Source organism: Ottowia thiooxydans DSM 14619, from assembly GCF_000422885.1.
Lineage (GTDB): Bacteria > Pseudomonadota > Gammaproteobacteria > Burkholderiales > Burkholderiaceae_C > Ottowia > Ottowia thiooxydans.
The window spans coordinates 12,101-30,058 of sequence record NZ_AUGX01000038.1; the positions used below are offsets into that span (position 1 = coordinate 12,101).

Annotated in this window: 15 protein-coding genes; 9 read left to right on the plus strand and 6 right to left on the minus strand. The window is 56.9% G+C overall.

Features of this window, described 5'->3' with window-relative positions; genetic code table 11:
* The first annotated feature begins 280 nt into the window (after positions 1-280).
* The 3 genes from G518_RS0122130 (at position 281) to G518_RS0122140 (ending at position 1,894) form a co-directional block, all read left to right on the plus strand.
* A complete protein-coding gene (locus G518_RS0122130; RefSeq protein WP_028604405.1) occupies positions 281-853 on the plus strand; it encodes a class I SAM-dependent methyltransferase in 573 nt (190 codons plus the stop codon).
* Between the two features lie 3 nt (positions 854-856).
* Positions 857-1,450, plus strand: a complete 594-nt coding sequence (locus tag G518_RS36365) for a hypothetical protein (RefSeq protein ID WP_051237259.1) — start codon at positions 857-859, stop codon at positions 1,448-1,450.
* A 90-nt stretch (positions 1,451-1,540) separates the two neighbouring features.
* Positions 1,541-1,894 carry a hypothetical protein gene (locus G518_RS0122140; protein WP_156909498.1) on the plus strand — a complete coding sequence of 118 codons (354 nt, stop codon included), beginning with the start codon at positions 1,541-1,543 and terminating at the stop codon, positions 1,892-1,894.
* A gap of 139 nt (positions 1,895-2,033) precedes the next feature.
* Here G518_RS0122140 and G518_RS0122145 read toward each other — a convergent pair whose 3' ends face one another.
* Positions 2,034-2,411, minus strand: a complete 378-nt coding sequence (locus G518_RS0122145; RefSeq protein ID WP_028604407.1) for a DUF779 domain-containing protein — start codon at positions 2,409-2,411, stop codon at positions 2,034-2,036.
* Between the two features lie 80 nt (positions 2,412-2,491).
* Positions 2,492-4,015, minus strand: a complete 1,524-nt coding sequence (gene adh, locus G518_RS0122150; protein WP_028604408.1) for an aldehyde dehydrogenase — start codon at positions 4,013-4,015, stop codon at positions 2,492-2,494.
* 403 nt (positions 4,016-4,418) lie between these two features.
* Between adh and G518_RS36370 the strand changes: the two genes are divergently transcribed.
* The gene (locus G518_RS36370) at positions 4,419-6,545 is read left to right on the plus strand and encodes a sigma-54-dependent Fis family transcriptional regulator (RefSeq protein WP_051237261.1); all 2,127 of its coding nucleotides are present in this window, start codon (positions 4,419-4,421) and stop codon (positions 6,543-6,545) included.
* Between the two features lie 120 nt (positions 6,546-6,665).
* On the opposite strand, the gene G518_RS36375 is transcribed toward G518_RS36370, so the two are convergent.
* Positions 6,666-7,262 carry a hemerythrin domain-containing protein gene (locus tag G518_RS36375; RefSeq protein ID WP_028604409.1) on the minus strand — a complete coding sequence of 199 codons (597 nt, stop codon included), beginning with the start codon at positions 7,260-7,262 and terminating at the stop codon, positions 6,666-6,668.
* A 269-nt stretch (positions 7,263-7,531) separates the two neighbouring features.
* On the opposite strand from G518_RS36375, the gene G518_RS0122165 reads away from it, so the two are divergent.
* The 5 genes from G518_RS0122165 to G518_RS0122185 all read left to right on the plus strand — a co-directional run bounded on the left by G518_RS0122165 (position 7,532) and on the right by G518_RS0122185 (position 14,084).
* Positions 7,532-8,551 (plus strand): ligase-associated DNA damage response exonuclease, encoded by a 1,020-nt coding sequence (locus tag G518_RS0122165; RefSeq protein WP_028604410.1) that lies wholly within the window; start codon positions 7,532-7,534, stop codon positions 8,549-8,551.
* Positions 8,548-10,218, plus strand: a complete 1,671-nt coding sequence (locus G518_RS0122170) for an ATP-dependent DNA ligase (protein WP_028604411.1) — start codon at positions 8,548-8,550, stop codon at positions 10,216-10,218. The genes G518_RS0122165 and G518_RS0122170 overlap by 4 nt, the downstream gene beginning before the upstream one ends.
* A 14-nt stretch (positions 10,219-10,232) precedes the next feature.
* On the plus strand, positions 10,233-12,827 hold the full coding sequence (locus G518_RS36380; RefSeq protein ID WP_051237263.1) for a ligase-associated DNA damage response DEXH box helicase: 2,595 nt from the start codon (positions 10,233-10,235) through the stop codon (positions 12,825-12,827).
* The gene (gene pdeM / locus G518_RS36385) at positions 12,824-13,495 is read left to right on the plus strand and encodes a ligase-associated DNA damage response endonuclease PdeM (protein ID WP_051237265.1); all 672 of its coding nucleotides are present in this window, start codon (positions 12,824-12,826) and stop codon (positions 13,493-13,495) included. The genes G518_RS36380 and pdeM overlap by 4 nt, the downstream gene beginning before the upstream one ends.
* 94 nt (positions 13,496-13,589) lie before the next feature.
* Positions 13,590-14,084 carry an MgtC/SapB family protein gene (locus tag G518_RS0122185; protein WP_028604412.1) on the plus strand — a complete coding sequence of 165 codons (495 nt, stop codon included), beginning with the start codon at positions 13,590-13,592 and terminating at the stop codon, positions 14,082-14,084.
* A gap of 23 nt (positions 14,085-14,107) precedes the next feature.
* On the opposite strand, the gene G518_RS0122190 is transcribed toward G518_RS0122185, so the two are convergent.
* The 3 genes from G518_RS0122190 to G518_RS0122200 form a co-directional block, all read right to left on the minus strand.
* On the minus strand, positions 14,108-14,866 hold the full coding sequence (locus G518_RS0122190; RefSeq protein WP_028604413.1) for a sulfite exporter TauE/SafE family protein: 759 nt from the start codon (positions 14,864-14,866) through the stop codon (positions 14,108-14,110).
* A 133-nt stretch (positions 14,867-14,999) separates the two neighbouring features.
* Entirely contained in the window at positions 15,000-15,737 is a 738-nt protein-coding gene (locus G518_RS0122195) for a GntR family transcriptional regulator (RefSeq protein WP_156909499.1), read from the minus strand.
* A 60-nt stretch (positions 15,738-15,797) separates the two neighbouring features.
* The gene (locus G518_RS0122200) at positions 15,798-17,939 is read right to left on the minus strand and encodes an acetate--CoA ligase family protein (protein WP_028604415.1); all 2,142 of its coding nucleotides are present in this window, start codon (positions 17,937-17,939) and stop codon (positions 15,798-15,800) included.
* Positions 17,940-17,958: the final 19 nt, after the last annotated feature.

Sequence of the window (17,958 nt, forward strand, 5' to 3'; positions counted from 1 at the left end):
GACTGAAAATTCACGAGGTTGACTCAATAGGGCGCAATACTTGGTTGAAGAAGCCTGCGCCAACCCCCGGGAATGCCAGACCGCTGATAACAATCGGTCTGTTGCGTGGAGTTTTTCAGAGGCGGCACAACACCGTAACGATTGACCTCACCAATTCCAGCTGTAGCTGCGCTAACATGGACAAGGGGACACCTTCAATGCATCCAGGAAGCGGCGCTGCCCGCGTCATTCGGATGCACTGAAAATGTGTCAAAAATACCTACCCACCAAGCAATAACGTATGGCCGAAGCGTTCGAGTTCTTTCAAGCATGGCTCAAAAACCCCCTGCGTGTGGCAGCTGTCGCACCCTCAGGAAAAGCACTCGCCCAACTCATTACCTCTGAAATTTCGCATGACACCGGGCCTGTGATTGAACTCGGCCCAGGAACCGGCGCGTTTACCCGCGCGTTGATCGAACGGGGCGTCAAGCAAGAGGATCTGGCGTTGATCGAGTTCGGCGCTGAGTTTGCCGAAGCGCTTCATTTGCATTACCCGAGAGCGTGCACGCTTCGCATGGATGCCGCTCGGCTGCGCACCGCGAACATCTTTGACGGAAGGCCGGCCGGAGCGGTCGTCAGTGGATTGCCTCTTTTGGCGATGCCTCCGCTCAAGGCGGCGGCCATCTTGACTGGCGCATTCCGCAAAATGAGACCAGACGGCGCCTTCTACCAATTCACCTATGGCCCTCAGTGCCCTGTGCCTCGAAAGCTGCTGAATCGCCTTGGCATCCAGGCGCGATGGCTTGGTGGAACACTCGCCAATCTTCCGCCGGCATCGGTATACCGTCTTACCCAAATTCCCCCAGGCAACTAGCCCATGGCGGATCCGCAGCAGACCCTCATCGACTTCGCATCGGGATCATTGTCAGCGACCGCGTTCGAAGACTGCGTCTACAACGATCGGTCTCTCGAGACTCTTCTCAGTGCCGCATCCGCGCCAGGGCATTTTCAAGACGGCACCACGCTCTATCACTACTTGATCTCGCTGAAGTACGACGATCCCGGCGAGGTACTTGACGCGCATGTTGCGGTCTGTGAATGGCTTGTTGAACGAGGCACGTCATTCACACCGTCGAAGGAGCGGAGTCAAACGTACGAACTGATTCAGGCCGCTCAGCCCCGCTGGCTCGACCTGGACGCGACGTTTTTGGAATCAGTGCTTGCCACGGCCCCGCCGCTTCACGGAGCGGAGTTGAAAGCGTGGCTTCGGTCGCGTCTGCTCGAACTATTCAAGTGTTGCGGTCGTCCACCTCGATGGATTCAATCGCCCGCATGGCCCATCGGAACGCACGGCCCGCTGATATTTTTCGGCCAACTCTCCGTTCCGAATTACTTTCACGATGAAGCAGCGGTGTACGTCTTCCACGATACCGCCACAGGAGAGTGCACATGCATCACTCAGGTGGCATAGAACGGGGGGCGGCTCAACCACTTCCTTGCTGTCAAGGAAAATCGGGAGTTGGGGCGCACAGCCAAACTACGAAAATTGATCGCGAATGAGATGAGAAGTACTGAAACTATAAATTTCAATGCAAGGTCCATAAAATTTTATATTGAGGACTACTGTGCTGTACTTTCACTTGCCTCAGATACTTCCGCCGATCCTCCAAATTACATAATACTTACCAGGCCATCTTCTCAGATCAATGGCGGAGATCCCTGCGATGATTATGATTGGGAACTGAGTATTGACTACAATGGGGATATAGATAAATTGAATTCTTTTGAATTTTATTCAAAAGAGGTTCTTTCCCTGGTATTTAATAACGGCGCTTTCATTTTGAATTTATCAATCAAGGAAAGTGAAGCTGATTCACTGAAGAATTGGCTTGATTTTGTATTTCATGAGGCTTGAATCAATGGCTTGATTTTGAGCGTTTTCGCTGCCGGCTCACGAAACGACGCAACCGAGGTGTCGGGCGGCTTGAACGTCCAGGGGGCAGCGAGCCGGTGGGCCGTCCATCCGGGCTCTGAGGGGTTTTGCAGAGATTCCTCTAGGCTAGATCTCGCTCAACCACGGCTTCGATCTCCGCCCATTCTTCATCGGAGAACAAGCGTGAGCGGGTATGAAACGCCTTGCCTGTATTTCCCTCTAGAGAAAAGGTGCCGCCACTGCCTTCTATGACATCCAAAATGAGCTGCGTGTGCTTCCAGTACTCATATTGAAGCTTGCCAATATAAAACGGCACTTGGCCCACTTCGCCTAGTTTGATGTCCTGGGTACCAATAGTCAAATCGGTGGGCAAATAGCAGTTGGCGGCGCTGTTGTCGCAGCAACCGCCGGACTGATGAAACATGATCTCGCCATGTAGCGCCTTCATCTCTTCGATGAGTGCCAAGGCGGCTGGGGTGGCAATGACGCGTTCGACCATAAGACGACCTCCACTTGCAAAACCAAGGAAAAAAAGGGCGAATCACTTCGCCCCTTGCAGATACAGACGGGAGCGCCAGCTTAGAAGAAGCCCAGTTTGTTCTCGCTGTAGCTCACCAGCAGGTTTTTGGTCTGCTGATAGTGGTTCAGCATCATCTTATGGTTTTCGCGGCCAATGCCTGATTCCTTGTAGCCGCCGAAGGCAGCGTGAGCCGGATAGGCGTGATAGCAGTTGGTCCACACGCGGCCCGCTTTGATGGCTCGGCCCATGCGGTAAGCCACATTGCCATTGCGACTCCACACGCCGGCACCCAACCCATAGAGTGTGTCGTTGGCAATCTCCAGTGCCTCAGCTTCGTCTTTGAAGGTGGTTACGGCGAGCACCGGGCCAAAGATCTCTTCCTGGAAGATGCGCATCTTGTTGTGGCCCTTGAACAGGGTGGGCTGCACGTAGTAACCGCCGTCCAGATCGCCGCCTAGCTTGGCCTGTGCGCCGCCGATGAGCACCTCCGCGCCTTCCTGCTTGCCCAATTCCAGGTAAGACAGGATTTTGGTGAGTTGCTCTTTGCTGGCTTGCGCGCCCATCATGCTGTCGGAGTCCAAGGGGTTGGCGTGCTTGATAGCGGCCACGCGCTTGAGCACCCGTTCCATGAACTTGTCGTAGATGCTTTCCTGGATCAGCGCACGGCTAGGGCAAGTGCAGACTTCGCCCTGGTTGAAGGCGAACAGCACCAAACCTTCAATGGCTTTATCCAGGAAGGCGTCATCTTTGTCCATGACATCGGCAAAGAAGATGTTAGGCGACTTACCGCCGAGTTCCAGGGTTGCGGGAACCAGGTTGTTGGCAGCAGCCTGCGCGATGACTCGGCCGGTGCTGGTGGACCCAGTGAAGGCAATCTTGGCGATGCGCTTGCTCTGCGCCAGCGGCATGCCTGCCTCGCGCCCGAAACCGTTGACGATATTAAGCACGCCGGGAGGTAGCAGATCGTTGATCAGCTCAGCCAGAACCAAAATGGAAATCGGTGTCGACTCGGCAGGTTTCAGTACCACCGCGTTACCAGCGGCGAGCGCAGGTGCCAACTTCCAGGCCGCCATCAGGATAGGGAAGTTCCATGGAATGATCTGCCCCACCACGCCCAAAGGCTCGTGAAAGTGGTAGGCCACCGTGTTTTCATCGAGTTCGCTGATGCCGCCTTCTTGCGCACGCAGTGCGCCGGCGAAGTACCGGAAGTGATCTACGGTAAGGGGAATATCAGCAGCCAGGGTCTCGCGGATGGCCTTTCCGTTGTCCACCGTCTCGGCATAAGCCAACACCTCCAGATTCTGCTCAATCCGGTCGGCAATCTTCAGCAGCACGTTGGCGCGGTCGGCCGCCGGTGTTTTCCCCCAGGCCTCTGCGGCCTTGTGGGCGGCGTCCAGTGCCAACTCGATATCTTCAGCGCCTGAACGAGCGGCCTGGGTATAAACCTTGCCACTGATAGGCGTAATGACGTCAAAGTATTGCCCTTTCAACGGTGGCACAAACTTGCCGCCGATAAAGTTGTCATAACGGGCTTTGTAGTCGACTTTCGCGCCGGCTTGGCCGGGAGCTGCGTAGATTGCCATGGAGGTCTCCTTGTTGGTGATAGGGGGAACTTGTGGAACCTGAAAAATGTCCGCACAGTCAGATCCACCGCAAGTCGGATGCCAAGCTATGCACTCCCAAGGCCCTGCAGGGGAAACTGCTCGCAGGTACTGCAAAACCGAGGGACCTTCGGGATGAAATGACTTACTTTCGACATTCCAAGATGGAACAATGTGTCCCACTTTGGAGCAGAGGTTTTTGTGCCAGGATGTGACACCTGCCCAGCGGCAAATACGAAATGATGTGTCTACTCCATCGCTCAAGCCGATGCCAATTACGAGGAGCCGCGAGCAATTTAGTTCACAGCCTGCGCAAGTGTGATAGTGTGAGACACACAGGGTTAGATCACTTTTGAACGGTTTCGCGCCGATTCAGGAAACCAAAATGGATCAAGACAAGGCTCCATTGCATAGCGCTTCGCACGACGCGGCCGTACCTTCCAAGGCGGATCGCTGGAGAGCTTCGTCCCATGCAGCAGGGGACTACATATACGCGGGAGTTCAGAGCCAGGTTCACGGCCAATCTGCCGCTTTGCAGGCAAGCCCTGGTGGTGAGGGCGGCGCTGACGCCTATATCCCGCAGGCACACGAGCGTTCTCGCGCGCACGGCCTGGGTAGCTCCGATGTCCCTGACTTCGCCAGCCCCAACACAGCTTTACTGCGCAGCGAACTGGAGGAAAACCACTTTCTTTTCCAGCACGCCGCTCCCGTCATGGAGACGCTGTATGGCCAGATTGCCAACACCCACAGCATGGTGCTGCTGACTTCAGCCTCAGGAATGATCCTTCACTCGCTGGGAGATAACGATTTTCTTGAAAAAGCTCAGCGGGTAGCTCTGACACCAGGAATGGATTGGTCGGAACGCGGGAAAGGCACTAACGCTGTAGGCACCGCACTCACCGAAGGCGAAGCCCTGACTGTTCATGGTGATCAGCATTACCTGGAGGCCAACCGTTTTCTGACCTGCTCGTGCGCGCCCATCTATGACCCTTACGGGCAGGTCGTTGGCGCGCTGGATGTCTCTGGCGACCGCAGGGGCTATCACCAACACACACTGGCACTGGTGCGGATGTCGGCGCAGATGATAGAAAACCACATGTTCGCGGGGGTATTCCCACGGGCCATCCGGTTGCATTTCCACGCGCGGCCGGAGTTTCTGGGTACGTTGGTGGAAGGCATTGCCGCTTTTTCACCAGATGGCCGTTTTCTATCAGCTAACCGCAGCGCCCAGTTTCAATTGGGCTTGCCTTTCGCGGCGCTTAAAGCCCACACATTCTCTTCGCTGTTTGGCCTGCCTGTTTCAGCACTGCTAGAACAATTCTGGGGCACGATATCCTCACCTAAGCAGTTTTGCATGTACAACGGCGTGAGCGTTTGGTGCCGAGCTCAGGTGGAGCGAGAAGCTTCCTGGGCGGCACCGCGTCAGCCGGAGGCTCATTCTCAGCAGGGGACAGTGGCACCGTTGTCACCCGCGCGAAAACCGCGTTTTTCTTCTCTCCAGTATCTCGACACCGGAGATCCCCAATTGTCTGCCGTCATCCGCAAGCTACGCATGCTTTCGGGGCGCGACATTCCCATCATGATCCTGGGAGAGACCGGAACCGGTAAGGATCTGCTGGCACAAGCCATCCATAGCGACTCCGCGCGAAGCAGCGGGCCTTTTGTGTCGGTCAACTGTGCCTCCATCCCAGACACCCTGATCGAAGCCGAACTGTTTGGCTACGAGGAGGGCGCTTTCACCGGTGCGCGCAAGAAGGGTTCAGCGGGAAAAATCCAGCAAGCCAGCGGAGGAACGCTTTTCCTTGATGAGATCGGCGATATGCCCAAGCACCTCCAGGCTCGGCTGCTGCGCGTGCTACAGGAACGCAAGATCAGCCCACTAGGATCAGGCAGGGAAATCGAGGTCGATTTGGCGGTGATCAGCGCAACCCACAAAAACCCGAAGGGCATGATCGCGGAAGGCGACTTCCGCGAAGATCTGTATTACAGGCTCAATGGCCTGGTGGTCAAGCTGCCGGCGCTGCGCGAACGCACCGATTTCGAATTCGTGATGCGCAGGCTTCTGGACGCCTTGTCTGAGGGTGGCGAGCGTCCCGGTATCGCTGACGAAGTCTTGGGCATGTTCAAAAGCTATCACTGGCCCGGCAACTTCCGCCAATTGCACAACCTGCTGCGAACGGCGGTTGTCATGGTCGGACGCGAAGGTTGTATAGAGCGACAGCACCTTCCTGACGATTTCCTGGAAGAGGTTGAAAGCCCTTCATCGGACGTTCCAACGAGAGCGCATCTAATCCCGGCGCGGCTACCAGATTCACCCCAAACGGCTAAAGAAGCAGTGCACCCGCATCGCTCCATGGAGGGCCAGCGCCTGCAAGACATCGCTCTGCAAACCATGGCGCAAGCCCTACGGGAGCACAAGGGGAATGTCTCTGCGGTTGCGAAGGCCTTGGGAATATCGCGCAACACCATTTATCGCAAGAAGGACCTCCTGCCCCCGGGCTTGCTGGACTGACAGGCTTTTAGAACGCGCTCATGACCTTTTTTAGGCCTAAAAGATTATGAACACGTTCTTGGATCTACCTGAATCAGCTTGTGCGCTCTGGTCCATAAAACGCTATGCGGCCAAGTCAAGTTATTTGAGCTTGATCTTCTTCTCGATCTTGACACTGGCTTTCTCCTCGAGTTTTCGAGCGTTGAAAACCCGCTTCATGTGCGTCACGTCACTGCTGGAGAGATGTTTTTGAGCGGCAAGAAACTGCTCTTGCTCCTCTTCTCGGATGTGATGCAGATACTCGTCTTTCATCTTCTTGAAACGACGCAACCATGCGGGTGAAGCCATATCGCGGGCCGCGAGATCAGCCGCCATTTCATCCAGCTCCTTGTGTTCGCTGACGGCGTGCCTCGCATCCTCAGTGGTCTTGGGGTTTCGCATGACCGTGGACCAGAGCGCCTGCTCCTCAGCAGAAGCATGGGCTTTGATATCCCGTACCAACTCCTTGAAAAGCTTCTTTCGTTCAGGTGAGGTGCCCGAGGTCTCTTCAATCATGGAGAAAAGCGCCCGGTGCATATCGTGGTCTTCCACGAGGCGCCCAAAAATGTCAGGATTGCCGCGAAACTTCGTGGCAGGCGTACTTCCTAGCCGCACAGACAAATCAGGAACGAGTTTTTTAGCCCTGGCAACTGCTTTTGCTTTGGCTTTTGCTTCGGTTTGAATTGTTTGAGTCGTCATAGTTTTTCCTGAAGCGCTGAAGGCTCGGCCTATAAAAACTCCGGCCAGCGCTCTTTTCCAAGTGGGTTGTTGATTTCGTTATGGAATAGCAGTTTCAATGGTCCAGCCTTCTGAGACTTGAGCTTGTAAGAAAAACACTGAAAACGCTGTAATGAGATAAAGACCAGCCTTAAGAGACCTTCAACGAAACACCGAACGCGGCTTCCGCTTACGTCGCACGAGGGGATTCATCCCGAAAATGCACGCATGTCGAAGCTTATGGATTTGCGATGGCGGAGTTGATTGCGTTGACTGACCGGGGCCTTTACTGTGCTGCAGGAGATTTCTTCATAGACGCATGGAAGCCTGTGCACCGCACGTTTGTGACTCACGGTCATGGAGACCATGCTCACGCTGGCATGGACGAATATTGGTGTGCGCAAGAGAGTGAAGGTATCTTGCGTTGGCGCCTCGGCACGCAAAACATACGCACCATGGAGTATGGTGAGAGGCGTTACTTTGGCGATGTATGCGTCTCCTTGCACCCTGCAGGCCACATCCTGGGTTCAGCACAAGTTCGGGTAGAGCATCAGGGTGAGGTCTGGGTGTTCACCGGCGATTTCAAGCGAGACACAGACCCCACCTGCGCTCCCTTTGAGGTAGTGACATGCAATGTCTTCATCTGTGAAGCCACTTTTGCATTTCCTGTCTACGCATGGCCGGACATCAAAGACGAGATCGCGAAAATTCTCCAATGGCGCGCCCAATGCGAAGCCCAGGGGAAAGCCGCCATCCTGTACGCGTACGGCCTTGGTAAATCTCAGAGAATTCTGGCCGAACTGGAGGGGCATACGGCGCAGCCAGTATTGCTGCACGGCGCCATGGCGCGGGGAGTGGAAATCTATCGGCAAGCGGGCATTCGGCTCGCAGCCACCGAAATGGTGCTCGATCTTCCAGAAGCCACTGATTTTTCAGGTCGCTTGGTGCTTGCGCCACCCTCCGCTCAGGATTCGGCCTGGACTCGGCGTTTTCGCCATTTCGAGCAAGCGCTTGCCTCGGGATGGATGCAGTTGCGCGGGAACCGCCGCAGGCGCAATCTGCAGAGGGGCTTCGTGATTTCAGACCACGCAGACTGGCGATCCCTGATTGCCACCGTTCGTGAATCAGGGGCACAGCGCATTCTTGCGACGCATGGCAACACAGATGCGCTGATTCCCTACCTCGAACGCGAGTTGGGCCTGAGTGCCGAGCGCTTGCGAACAGCCTACGGGGACGAGGAAGAGTTGGCAGATGCGGAGGTGTCAGCGTGAATCGCTTCACCGAGCTGTACCAAACGCTTGACCGATCCTCAGGCACCCGCTCTCGAGAAGATGCGCTGCAGTCGTATTTCGCCACCGTCAGCAGTGCGGAGGCCGGTTGGGCCGTTCATGTACTTGGCGGAGGCAAGGTGAACGCGGGCCGTCATCGGGTGGCCAAGACCACGGAATTACGCGCATGGGCGAGTGAGCTGACGTCGCTGCCGCTATGGCTGGTGGATGAAAGCTACCGCCAAGTGGGAGACTTGGCTGAAACCCTTGCGCTGTTAGTCGCCGCTCAGGATAAGTACGCTCCGCCTCCAGAAATAGTGCACCCTTTTGATACCACGTGGAGCATTCCAGATAGCTCCAGCGCTCTCGACGACTGGATTGAACGATTCCTGCTTCCCCTTGCTGGCCAAACCCCCGAAGTCAGAAAACACGCCATACAGGCGGCTTGGTTGCGCTTGGATAGCGAGTCTCGGTTTGTCTTCAACAAGTTGCTCACCGGCGCGTTGCGAGTAGGCGTTTCGCGCCGCACCCTACAGGTGAGTCTTGCCAGGTTGTCAGGTATTTCCACGGCAGATATGGCCCATCGTATGGTGGGTGAGTGGGAGCCCTCTGCGCGGTCGTATGAAATGCTCATGGCCACGGCGGTATCTGCACAGCTACTCGATAAGCCGTATCCGTTCTTTCTAGCATCACCCCTGCCATCGGAGCCGCAGGCACTTGGCGACCCCAAGGACTGGCAAGCCGAATGGAAGTGGGATGGCATTAGGGTGCAGCTCGTACACCGCGAAGGCCATTCGCCTTACCTGTGGTCCCGCGGCGAAGAGCGTTTGGATGGGCGATTCCCTGAACTGGAATCACAGGCCTTGCGTTTACCACCTGGGGTTGTTCTTGATGGCGAACTACTCGCCTGGGATGAAGTTACCAAGCTGCCGCGCCCCTTCATAGCCTTGCAAAAACGCATTCAAAAGCGCACGCCCTCGGCCAAGCTGTTGAGGGGAACACCTGTCCAAATCCTTTTTTACGATTTGCTCGAATCGAATGGCCAAGACTGGCGGGGCAGGGCGCTGCACGAGCGGAGAGCTGAGTTGGAGCGCATCATTTCCCGAAGCGGAGATGAAACCCCGTTACTGGACTTGTCTCCAGCGATTGAATTTAGCGGTTGGGCAGAGCTGGATCAAATCCGCGCCAAATCACCAGAACAAAACGCCGAAGGGCTCATGCTCAAGGCCCTGAGTTCCCCCTACCAGGAAGGGCGTAAGCGCGGAGATTGGTGGAAATGGAAGCTCGATCCCTTCACTATCGATGCTGTACTCATCTATGCCCAGAGCGGTAGCGGCCGGCGAAGCACGCTGCACACCGATTACACATTTGCAGTCTGGAGTGAAGAGGGCGCCTTGGTGCCAATAGCCAAGGCCTACTCCGGTTTAACGGATGCGGAGATCCTCAAACTCGACAAATGGATTCGCAGCCACACTATTGAACGCTTCGGCCCCGTTCGCTCCGTGAATCCTGAACTCGTATTCGAGCTGGCCTTCGAGGCCGTGAATCGCTCGGCCCGCCATAAATCCGGCGTGGCTGTTCGTTTCCCCCGTATCCTCCGCCAGAGGGTAGACAAATCGGCAGAGCAGGCTGATCGCATCACCGCACTTTACGCGTTGTGCCGAGAATGAGTCCGCGCCAGGCTATGCCTGCATCCATTCAACGCGCCGTGCCGCGTCGCCGCCAAGATATGGTGGCTGCCCGGCGCGCTTGGCGAACGTGGCTGAGCACTCAAGGCATCTCCGCGGCCCGGTTCCAACAGCAAGCGTGGGATGCACATGCGCGGGGCCAAAGCGGCCTGATCAGCGCTCCCACCGGCAGTGGAAAAACACTGGCCGCGCTCGGCGGCCCCATCATCGCGGCGATGGCTTCAGGTGCGCAAGAAGAGAAGAAAGAGCCCGGATTTCGCATGCTCTGGATCACTCCTCTTCGCGCCCTTGCCAGTGACACCCGCGAACGTATTACGAAGCCCGTGCAAGATCTTCTGCCAGCGTGGCGTGTAGCCCTGCGTACCGGAGACGCGAGCGCCAAGGACAAGAGATTGTCGCAAACCGGTGGCGCACAGTTGCTGATCACAACGCCTGAATCACTGGCCATTCTGCTCAGTCATGAACGCAGTGTTGAGCAATTTTCAGGGGTGCAAAGCGTGGTGGTTGACGAGTGGCACGAGCTTCTTCCCAGCAAACGGGGCGTGCTCCTTCAGCTCAACCTCGCGCGACTTCGCGTGCTTGCGCCAGAAATGCAGATTTGGGGACTTTCCGCCACCATCGGCAATCTGGACCAAGCATTGCAGGTGTTGGTTCGAGAGAGATCCGAGGCTCAAATGGTGATCATTGAAGATACACGGCCAAAGCCGTTTCATCTTCATTCGATCTTGCCGGCGGCCAATATGCGTTTGCCTTGGGCAGGACATTTGGGCCTAGCCAATCTCGGTGAAGTTGCGAAGCTTGTTCTATCCACAAGCACCAGCATCATTTTTACCAACACGCGTTCACAGGCGGAACTTTGGTTTACTGCGCTTAGCTCCATATGGCCGGAGCACGCTGACACGTTGGCCGTCCATCACAGCTCACTCGACCACCACGTTCGCCAAGGCGTGGAAGATGGCCTGAGAAGCGGCCAGTTGCGTTGTGTGGTGGCTACGAGCAGCCTTGATCTGGGCGTAGATTTCCCGGCAGTTGACCGTGTAATTCAGATTGGTGGTGCGCGTTCAGTGGCTAGAACGGTTCAGCGGGCAGGGCGCGCCAAGCACCGGCCAGGCGCGGCGATTCATATAGACGGTGTGGCCACCCAAGCCATGGACCTGTGCGAATTCGCGGCGACGCGGGAATTGGCTCAGCAGCGGGTTTATGAAAGCCGAACCCCCTTGACCTTGTGTTTTGACGTATTAAGCCAGCACGTGATGTCGATGGCGCTGTCGGGTGGCTTCGAAGCAGAGGCGCTCATGGAAGAGGTCAAATCCTCGGCCGCGTTCGAAGCGATGACCATGGAGCAATGGAACGCTGTGATTGACTTTCTCACGCGGGGCAGCAATTCACTGGTGGCCTATCCGCAGTATGAACGGCTAAAGCTTGGCACCGAAGGGCGCTACGCCGCTGCCAATCAGGTGGTGACACGTCGGCATCGAATGGGGATTGGCACTATCGTCACGCAATCTGCGATCAGCGTGCGTTACTTGCGGGGCACGAGGCTTGGCTCCATAGAAGAGAACTTCATTGCCCGGCTGCAGCCCGGCGACGTTTTCAATTTTGCCGGGCGTAGCCTGCAGTTTGTACGAGTTGAAGGCACCACAGCGTGGGTGCGCCGCTCAGCCAGCATAGGCACCCACACACCCGCTTGGGCGGGATCCCTGATGGCCATGTCCTTGCGGGTAGGAGAGCGAATGCAAGGGCTGATGGCCCAGACCGTGCGGGACGGCGACGACGCTAACCACCGCATCCAGACGCCAGAACTCCGGCATCTTTTGCCACTAATCCAATTGCAACAGCAGCGCTCGCGGGTTCCGCAGGAAACCCAACTGCTGATCGAGCACGTGGGGGGAGGCCAGTCAAAGGCATCTGCCCGCCGCTCCGCGGCGAAGGTCCCGGGCCTGTTTGTTTACCCTTTTGCTGGCCGCGTCGTGCACGAAGGACTGGCGCTGCTCCTAGCCACCCGGCTGGCAACACTTGGGAGCAACACATTCTTCTGGACCTGCAACGAGATCGGTTTCATGTTGCAACCTCAGCTTCCCATCGATGAATCTAGTTTCAACTGGACTGAATTGCTGAGTCCTCAGGGCCTCCAAACGGATCTTCAAGAGGCCGTCAATTTCAGCGAGTTAGCGCGCAAGCGTTTCAAGGAAATTGCCCAAATCGCGGGCCTTGTCACGGCTCGGATACCCGGCTCGCGCGTACCCAATCGACAGCTGCAAGTGTCCGCAGGCCTGCTATTTGATGTGTTGAGCAAGTACGATCCAGACCACATTTTGCTTCTCGAGGCCAGGCAAGAGGCCCTCAATCAGGAACTGCACCTCCCCACACTGCGAGAAATACTAGGCCGCATCACCCAGCTCGAACGCGTGCAAACCTGGCCACAGAAACACACGCCTTTCTCGTTCGGTCTCTGGGCGGAAAGCTTCCGAGGACAAATTTCCAATGAAACCTGGACGGAGAAGGTCAAGCGCGCTGCGGCGCAAATGGAAGACGACGCCGCACCCGCTAGTCAGGGAAAAAACATGATCTCCCGGAGGAAAGCCGCATGAGTGATCCCCTCCAACAAACCGCGATCACCATCGATCTGGCGGGTCACCAGTTCAGTGCCGTCCCGGGGCGAGCCTTGTATTGGCCGGCTGAGCGCATGTTGATGATTGCAGACCTCCATCTTGGCAAGAGCGACACCTTCAGAGCTTTTGGCATCTCTGTTCCCCACTTGGCACAGCGACACGATCTGGCTCGCTTACAGCAACTGCTGGACGAACTTCAGCCGGAATCACTGGTCATTCTGGGAGATTTCGTTCACGGTAGAGTCATTGGAGAAGACACGCGCGCTGAATGGGCCCAGTTTCGCCACGCCAATCGAGACGTTCACCTCATTCTCACGCGCGGTAACCATGACAGGGCGCTCAATCCCGCAGAGTGGCAGTTTGATGAAGTCGTACGCGAGCTCACCGTGGGCAATGTCGTACTCAGCCATGAACCCCTGCGCCCCGAAGATCTTCAGGCGTCGATTTCCCTCAATGTGCACGGTCACGTACATCCCGTATTTCGTGCAGCCGGATGGAAGCGAGCTCTTCCAGCCCTCCTACACGACGATAGGCGTCTTGTCCTTCCTGCCTTTTCGGTCTTCACGGGGGGCCAGGCCAGCCACTCACCATTAAGTCGTGTCTGGGTATTTGCCGAAGACTCGGGGTTGGTCGCGCGTGTTCAATAACTACCGATTTCTCTCTTCAGCCTTGAACTTGGGCTACATCGCAGGCATTGTCCTATCCATTTTTGGCAGCGTAGGCGCCGTCTGAAAGCAAACCATGTGGAATGAAATCATTGGAGTTTTGTCATCGGAATTTGCTGGGATTACCGATGTGTCCGAAATCACCCGAGTATTAACGCGCCTCCTCCTGGCGGCGTTACTGGGTGGTGCGCTCGGCTATGAAAGAGAACACAAGGGCAAGGCCGCGGGGCTTCGCACGCATATGTTGGTGGCCATGGGCGCCGCACTCCTGATACTGGCTCCGGGGTTAGGTGGTCTGCAGATCGCAGACATGAGCCGAGTGATTCAAGGCGTGGTCACAGGTATCGGGTTTTTAGGCGCAGGCGCCATCATCAAGCGGCAATCCGAAAAGCAAGTGGAAGGGTTGACCACGGCAGCCGGCATCTGGATGACAGCCGCTATTGGCGTTGCATGCGGGTTGGGGCGGGAATCTACGGCGGTGCTGGCCACCGTGCTCACCCTGCTTATTCTTGCTGCGTTGCCGCGCGTTGAACCTGCGGCGGACCGTGAGAAGCAGCAAGATCCCAAGTGAGTCCTGCACGTAGATCGGCCTGCTCAAGCTGCATATCTTTTTACGAGCATCGGAAGCGCAGAAGCGAGGAGGGCAATGCCAGATGCGGTGATCAGTCCCAAAACAATCTGCCGGAAGCGGGCCTCTGAAATTCCGATATAGAGACGGGTGCCGAGCAGCGTAGGTACCAGCATGGCAGCGGCGACGATGCCAAACATTGGGAGCATCTCGACCTTCACGATGCCGGCAACCAGGTAGGTGCCCATGGTCACTAGCAGCATGGACAAGTTGAAGTTCTGGATCACGATCCGCTGCGTATCCTTGGGAAATCCCCGCAGCGTGCACCATAAAGTAGGCACGGTACCCGTAAATCCGCCCAGGCCGCCCAGCACGCCGCCCACCATCCCTACTGCACCATCAGCCAGCCGCCCCCCAGAGGAGATCTTGGGTAGATGCTTGGTCAAAAGCATGGCCGAACCCCAAAACACCATCAAAGTGCCCAGAACCGCCTTGAACCACACCATATCCAGATGGGGCAGTAACATAACTCCAAGCGGGATTCCCATCAAGCCGCCCAGAACAAAGGGCATCAGCAACCGCCAGCTGAAACCTCGCCGCACGCTGAAGGCGGCCAGGATCTGACCAGTCAATGCGCCAAACACGGTGAGCGCTGCGGCCAGTTGTGGCTCTAGAACCCAGGCCCAGATCGACATGGCCACCATGCCAAAGGCAAATCCGGAAAGGCCCTGCACAAATCCCGCAAGAATGGCGCCCAGAGCAACGAAGAAAAATATGGATTGCATTTTCTAGCTTGAGAATTTGCAGGTGACTCTCACCCAGCTTGGCGCGAAGTAGTGAAGGCTAACGCATCTCTGGGCTACTGCCATGTCCTCGTTAACATCCAGAACCTCCGCGATTTCTGACGGTTTGATCTACTTATCGCTCTCGTCTCAGAGTTTGGGAAAGTTTGAATCGACCTTCTGGATAAAGGCTAATGGCTACGTAATAGACCTCCGAAAGCCCCTCTGCGTACAGCCGATAAACTGCGCGCAAAGCTGGGCTCTTGGGCGCAACCCCTAGTACAACGGCAGCCTCTTTGGGAAGTTTGCAAGCTTCCACGGTCTGCTCAATGCGGTCAATGGGGCGCTGTTGCAACTCGCTTAGAAACTGCCACACTGAGCCACGCTTGTTGCCGATCAGCGGAACCACGCTTCGATGTTCGGGGCGCAGATAGAAATCTGTCCATGATGCAACCACCTTGGTATCAGGCGAATCGCGAAACGTTGAAACCTTGATCCACAGCTCTCCCACCTCGCCACCCAGCTCGCGCGCTAGCATGGTATCGGCCACTACATCTTCGGTGCTAACCAGATGCAAATCCGAGGTCGAGGTGAAGCGCAAAATATCACTGGCGCTATTGGTTTGAACACTATAGGAGCCTTGGGGATTGCTGGCCATCACCACACTCCCGATGCGTGGCCGGCGTGAGACCAGGCCCTGCCGCTGCAACGCAGCCAGCGCGGCACGTGCCGTAAAGCGGCTCACGCTGTGAATCTCGCACAGTGTCATCTCCGGCGGCAAGGTGCTGCCCACCGGGTATTCTCCAGACGCGATCTGCCGCTGCAGCGTCTCGGTCAGCTCGACGTAGATAGGCTTACCCAATCTCAATCCCATTTGATGATGCGGGCGCACACCCACCAGAATGGGAGCCAGGCCGCGATTGATTGCACCGTTTCAGGGCGCCGCATCACACGCAATCATTGCATCGAGCGCTAGCACACCTTGTCCTTGAGGCAACACGATAACAGGATTGACATCCATCTCCGCGAGCCTGTCCGCATGATACGCGGCGAACTGAGATAGGCGCACCATGGCATCAATCAGAGCCTCCTCGTCGGCTTTGGGCTGCCCCCGAGAGCCGCGCAGCAGGGCAGCCGCCTTGGTTAGACCGATGAGCTCACGCGCCGCTTCGCGACTCAAGGGGCACATTCCAAACGCGACGTCCTTGAACAGCTCCACGGAAATGCCGCCCAAACCGAACATCAGAACCGGGCCAAAAGCCGGGTCACGTTTGATTCCAAGCACCACTTCCACACCTCGCGCCGCCATGCGCTCGACAAGAAACCCAAGAAACTCGAGCTCCGGTGCCTGCGCCTGCATCTTTTCAGCTGCCGCTTGCGCCGCTTCGGGCGTACCCAGATTGAGCGCCACCAGGCCATGCTCGCTCTTGTGCGCTATCCCGCGTGCGAGGCCCTTCACCACCACGGTGCCCGCTAGCGCTCGCGCGCAATTTGCCACCTCTGCAGCGCTGCTAGCTACACGTGACTCCGGAACGGGGATGCCGAGCGATTTGAGAAGCCCCTTTGACTGCACCTCATCTATCAGCCCTTCTATGTTGGGTAATTCGGGAAGGCCGGCGCCAGATACACCCTGCGGACCGTTGGGTTGGTTGAACTTGCGCGCAAAGCCATTGAGCTGCGCCGATGCACGCAAGCTGCGAGCGACGGGAATACCCATGGCACGCGCGCGCTCAAAGCCAACCTCCTGTACATACCCGGAGACCGGAATGATGGTGCTTGCCTTGTCGCTCGTGGCAATCACATCGAGCGCCTGATTCAGCCAAAGTTGAGAGCGTTCATCACGAGGTGCGCCCACACCCACCCACAGCACTGAATCGATGGCCTCGTCTTCCAAAGCTATGGCCAGCGCGTGACGTGGCAATTCAGGGTCACTGAACACCGCCCCGCCCACATCGAGCGGGTTGGAAGCCTTCACGTAGCTTGGCAAGATAGCTGCCAGCTTTTGCAATGTGGAGGCAGAAAGTTCGGGTACAGGCACACCTGCATCCGCGCATTCGTCCGCCAGAATCGAAGCTGCGCCGCCTGAGAGCGTAAATACCAGCAAACCGCCTTGGCCCACTCTTTGCTTGTTTTTCCACTGTGCGAGCGCTGCAGCTGTCGACAGCAGATCTTCGCTTTCCAGAACCCGCAAGATGCCTTGTTCGCGACACACCGCAGTAAAAATCTCATCTGAGCCCGCCAAGGCACCGGTGTGCGACATGACGGCTTGCCGCCCCAACTCCGAAGCCCCCGCCTTGAACACCACTAGCGGCTTGCCGATTGCAAGTGCGTGGCGAGCCACTTCCACAAAGCGCTTGGGTTGGCGCAGTCCCTCAATCATCAAAGCCACCACGTCGATTTCGAGGTCTTCAAGCATGTACTGCGCCAGCTCCTCCATGCCAATGTCCATGGCATTGCCAACGTGAGCGTAGAGGCCTATGTCAGCCCCTGCGTCTTCGCCATTGAGTAAAAGGCCGCCCATCATGGCGCCGCTTTGCGTAACCAGCCCCACGCGGCCTTTGCGCACATGAGCCATCGACTCAAAGCTGCTGTTGTAGCCAAGGCAAAGCCCTTCAGCGGGGTTGCCTGCGCCCAAACAGTTCGGGCCGAGCATGCGCATCTGCGCGCCATCCATGATTTGTTGCAGGCGGCGGGCACGTTCAACGCCCTCCGGCCCCTGTTCTTCCCAGCCGGCACTGCAGACGACCACAGTTTTCACGCCGGCAGCCTTGCACTCCGCTACCGCGTTCAGAGTCATCTCCGCACTGAGGGCAATCATCACCAACTCGGGCACCTCAGGCAGGTCGGCGAGTGCCGGATAGCAAGCAACTCCAAACAGCTGCGGATACTTTGGGTTGATTGGATACAAACGGCCTTTGAAGCCATGTCTCAAACAGTTGCGCAGGCCACGCGACGCAGGGGTATTTGGCCGCTCTGACGCCCCTATGAACGCGATCGATCGGGGATGAAACAGTGAAAAAAGCGTGTTGCCACTATCCGCATGCAGAGCAGATTGGAGGAGGGCGGTTTCGGTCATCGTGTTCACAGAAATTCTC

Coding starts and splice junctions, on each gene's coding strand:
- G518_RS0122185 (WP_028604412.1), top strand. CDS start 13,590: ATGTGGAATGAAATCATTGGAGTTTTGTCATCGGAATTTGCTGGGATT.
- G518_RS0122195 (WP_156909499.1), bottom strand. CDS start 15,737: ATGGGATTGAGATTGGGTAAGCCTATCTACGTCGAGCTGACCGAGACG.
- G518_RS36365 (WP_051237259.1), top strand. CDS start 857: ATGGCGGATCCGCAGCAGACCCTCATCGACTTCGCATCGGGATCATTG.
- G518_RS0122145 (WP_028604407.1), bottom strand. CDS start 2,411: ATGGTCGAACGCGTCATTGCCACCCCAGCCGCCTTGGCACTCATCGAA.
- G518_RS0122165 (WP_028604410.1), top strand. CDS start 7,532: ATGGCGGAGTTGATTGCGTTGACTGACCGGGGCCTTTACTGTGCTGCA.
- G518_RS0122190 (WP_028604413.1), bottom strand. CDS start 14,866: ATGCAATCCATATTTTTCTTCGTTGCTCTGGGCGCCATTCTTGCGGGA.
- G518_RS0122140 (WP_156909498.1), top strand. CDS start 1,541: ATGAGAAGTACTGAAACTATAAATTTCAATGCAAGGTCCATAAAATTT.
- G518_RS36375 (WP_028604409.1), bottom strand. CDS start 7,262: ATGACGACTCAAACAATTCAAACCGAAGCAAAAGCCAAAGCAAAAGCA.
- G518_RS0122200 (WP_028604415.1), bottom strand. CDS start 17,939: ATGACCGAAACCGCCCTCCTCCAATCTGCTCTGCATGCGGATAGTGGC.
- pdeM (WP_051237265.1), top strand. CDS start 12,824: ATGAGTGATCCCCTCCAACAAACCGCGATCACCATCGATCTGGCGGGT.
- G518_RS0122130 (WP_028604405.1), top strand. CDS start 281: ATGGCCGAAGCGTTCGAGTTCTTTCAAGCATGGCTCAAAAACCCCCTG.
- adh (WP_028604408.1), bottom strand. CDS start 4,015: ATGGCAATCTACGCAGCTCCCGGCCAAGCCGGCGCGAAAGTCGACTAC.
- G518_RS36380 (WP_051237263.1), top strand. CDS start 10,233: ATGCCTGCATCCATTCAACGCGCCGTGCCGCGTCGCCGCCAAGATATG.
- G518_RS36370 (WP_051237261.1), top strand. CDS start 4,419: ATGGATCAAGACAAGGCTCCATTGCATAGCGCTTCGCACGACGCGGCC.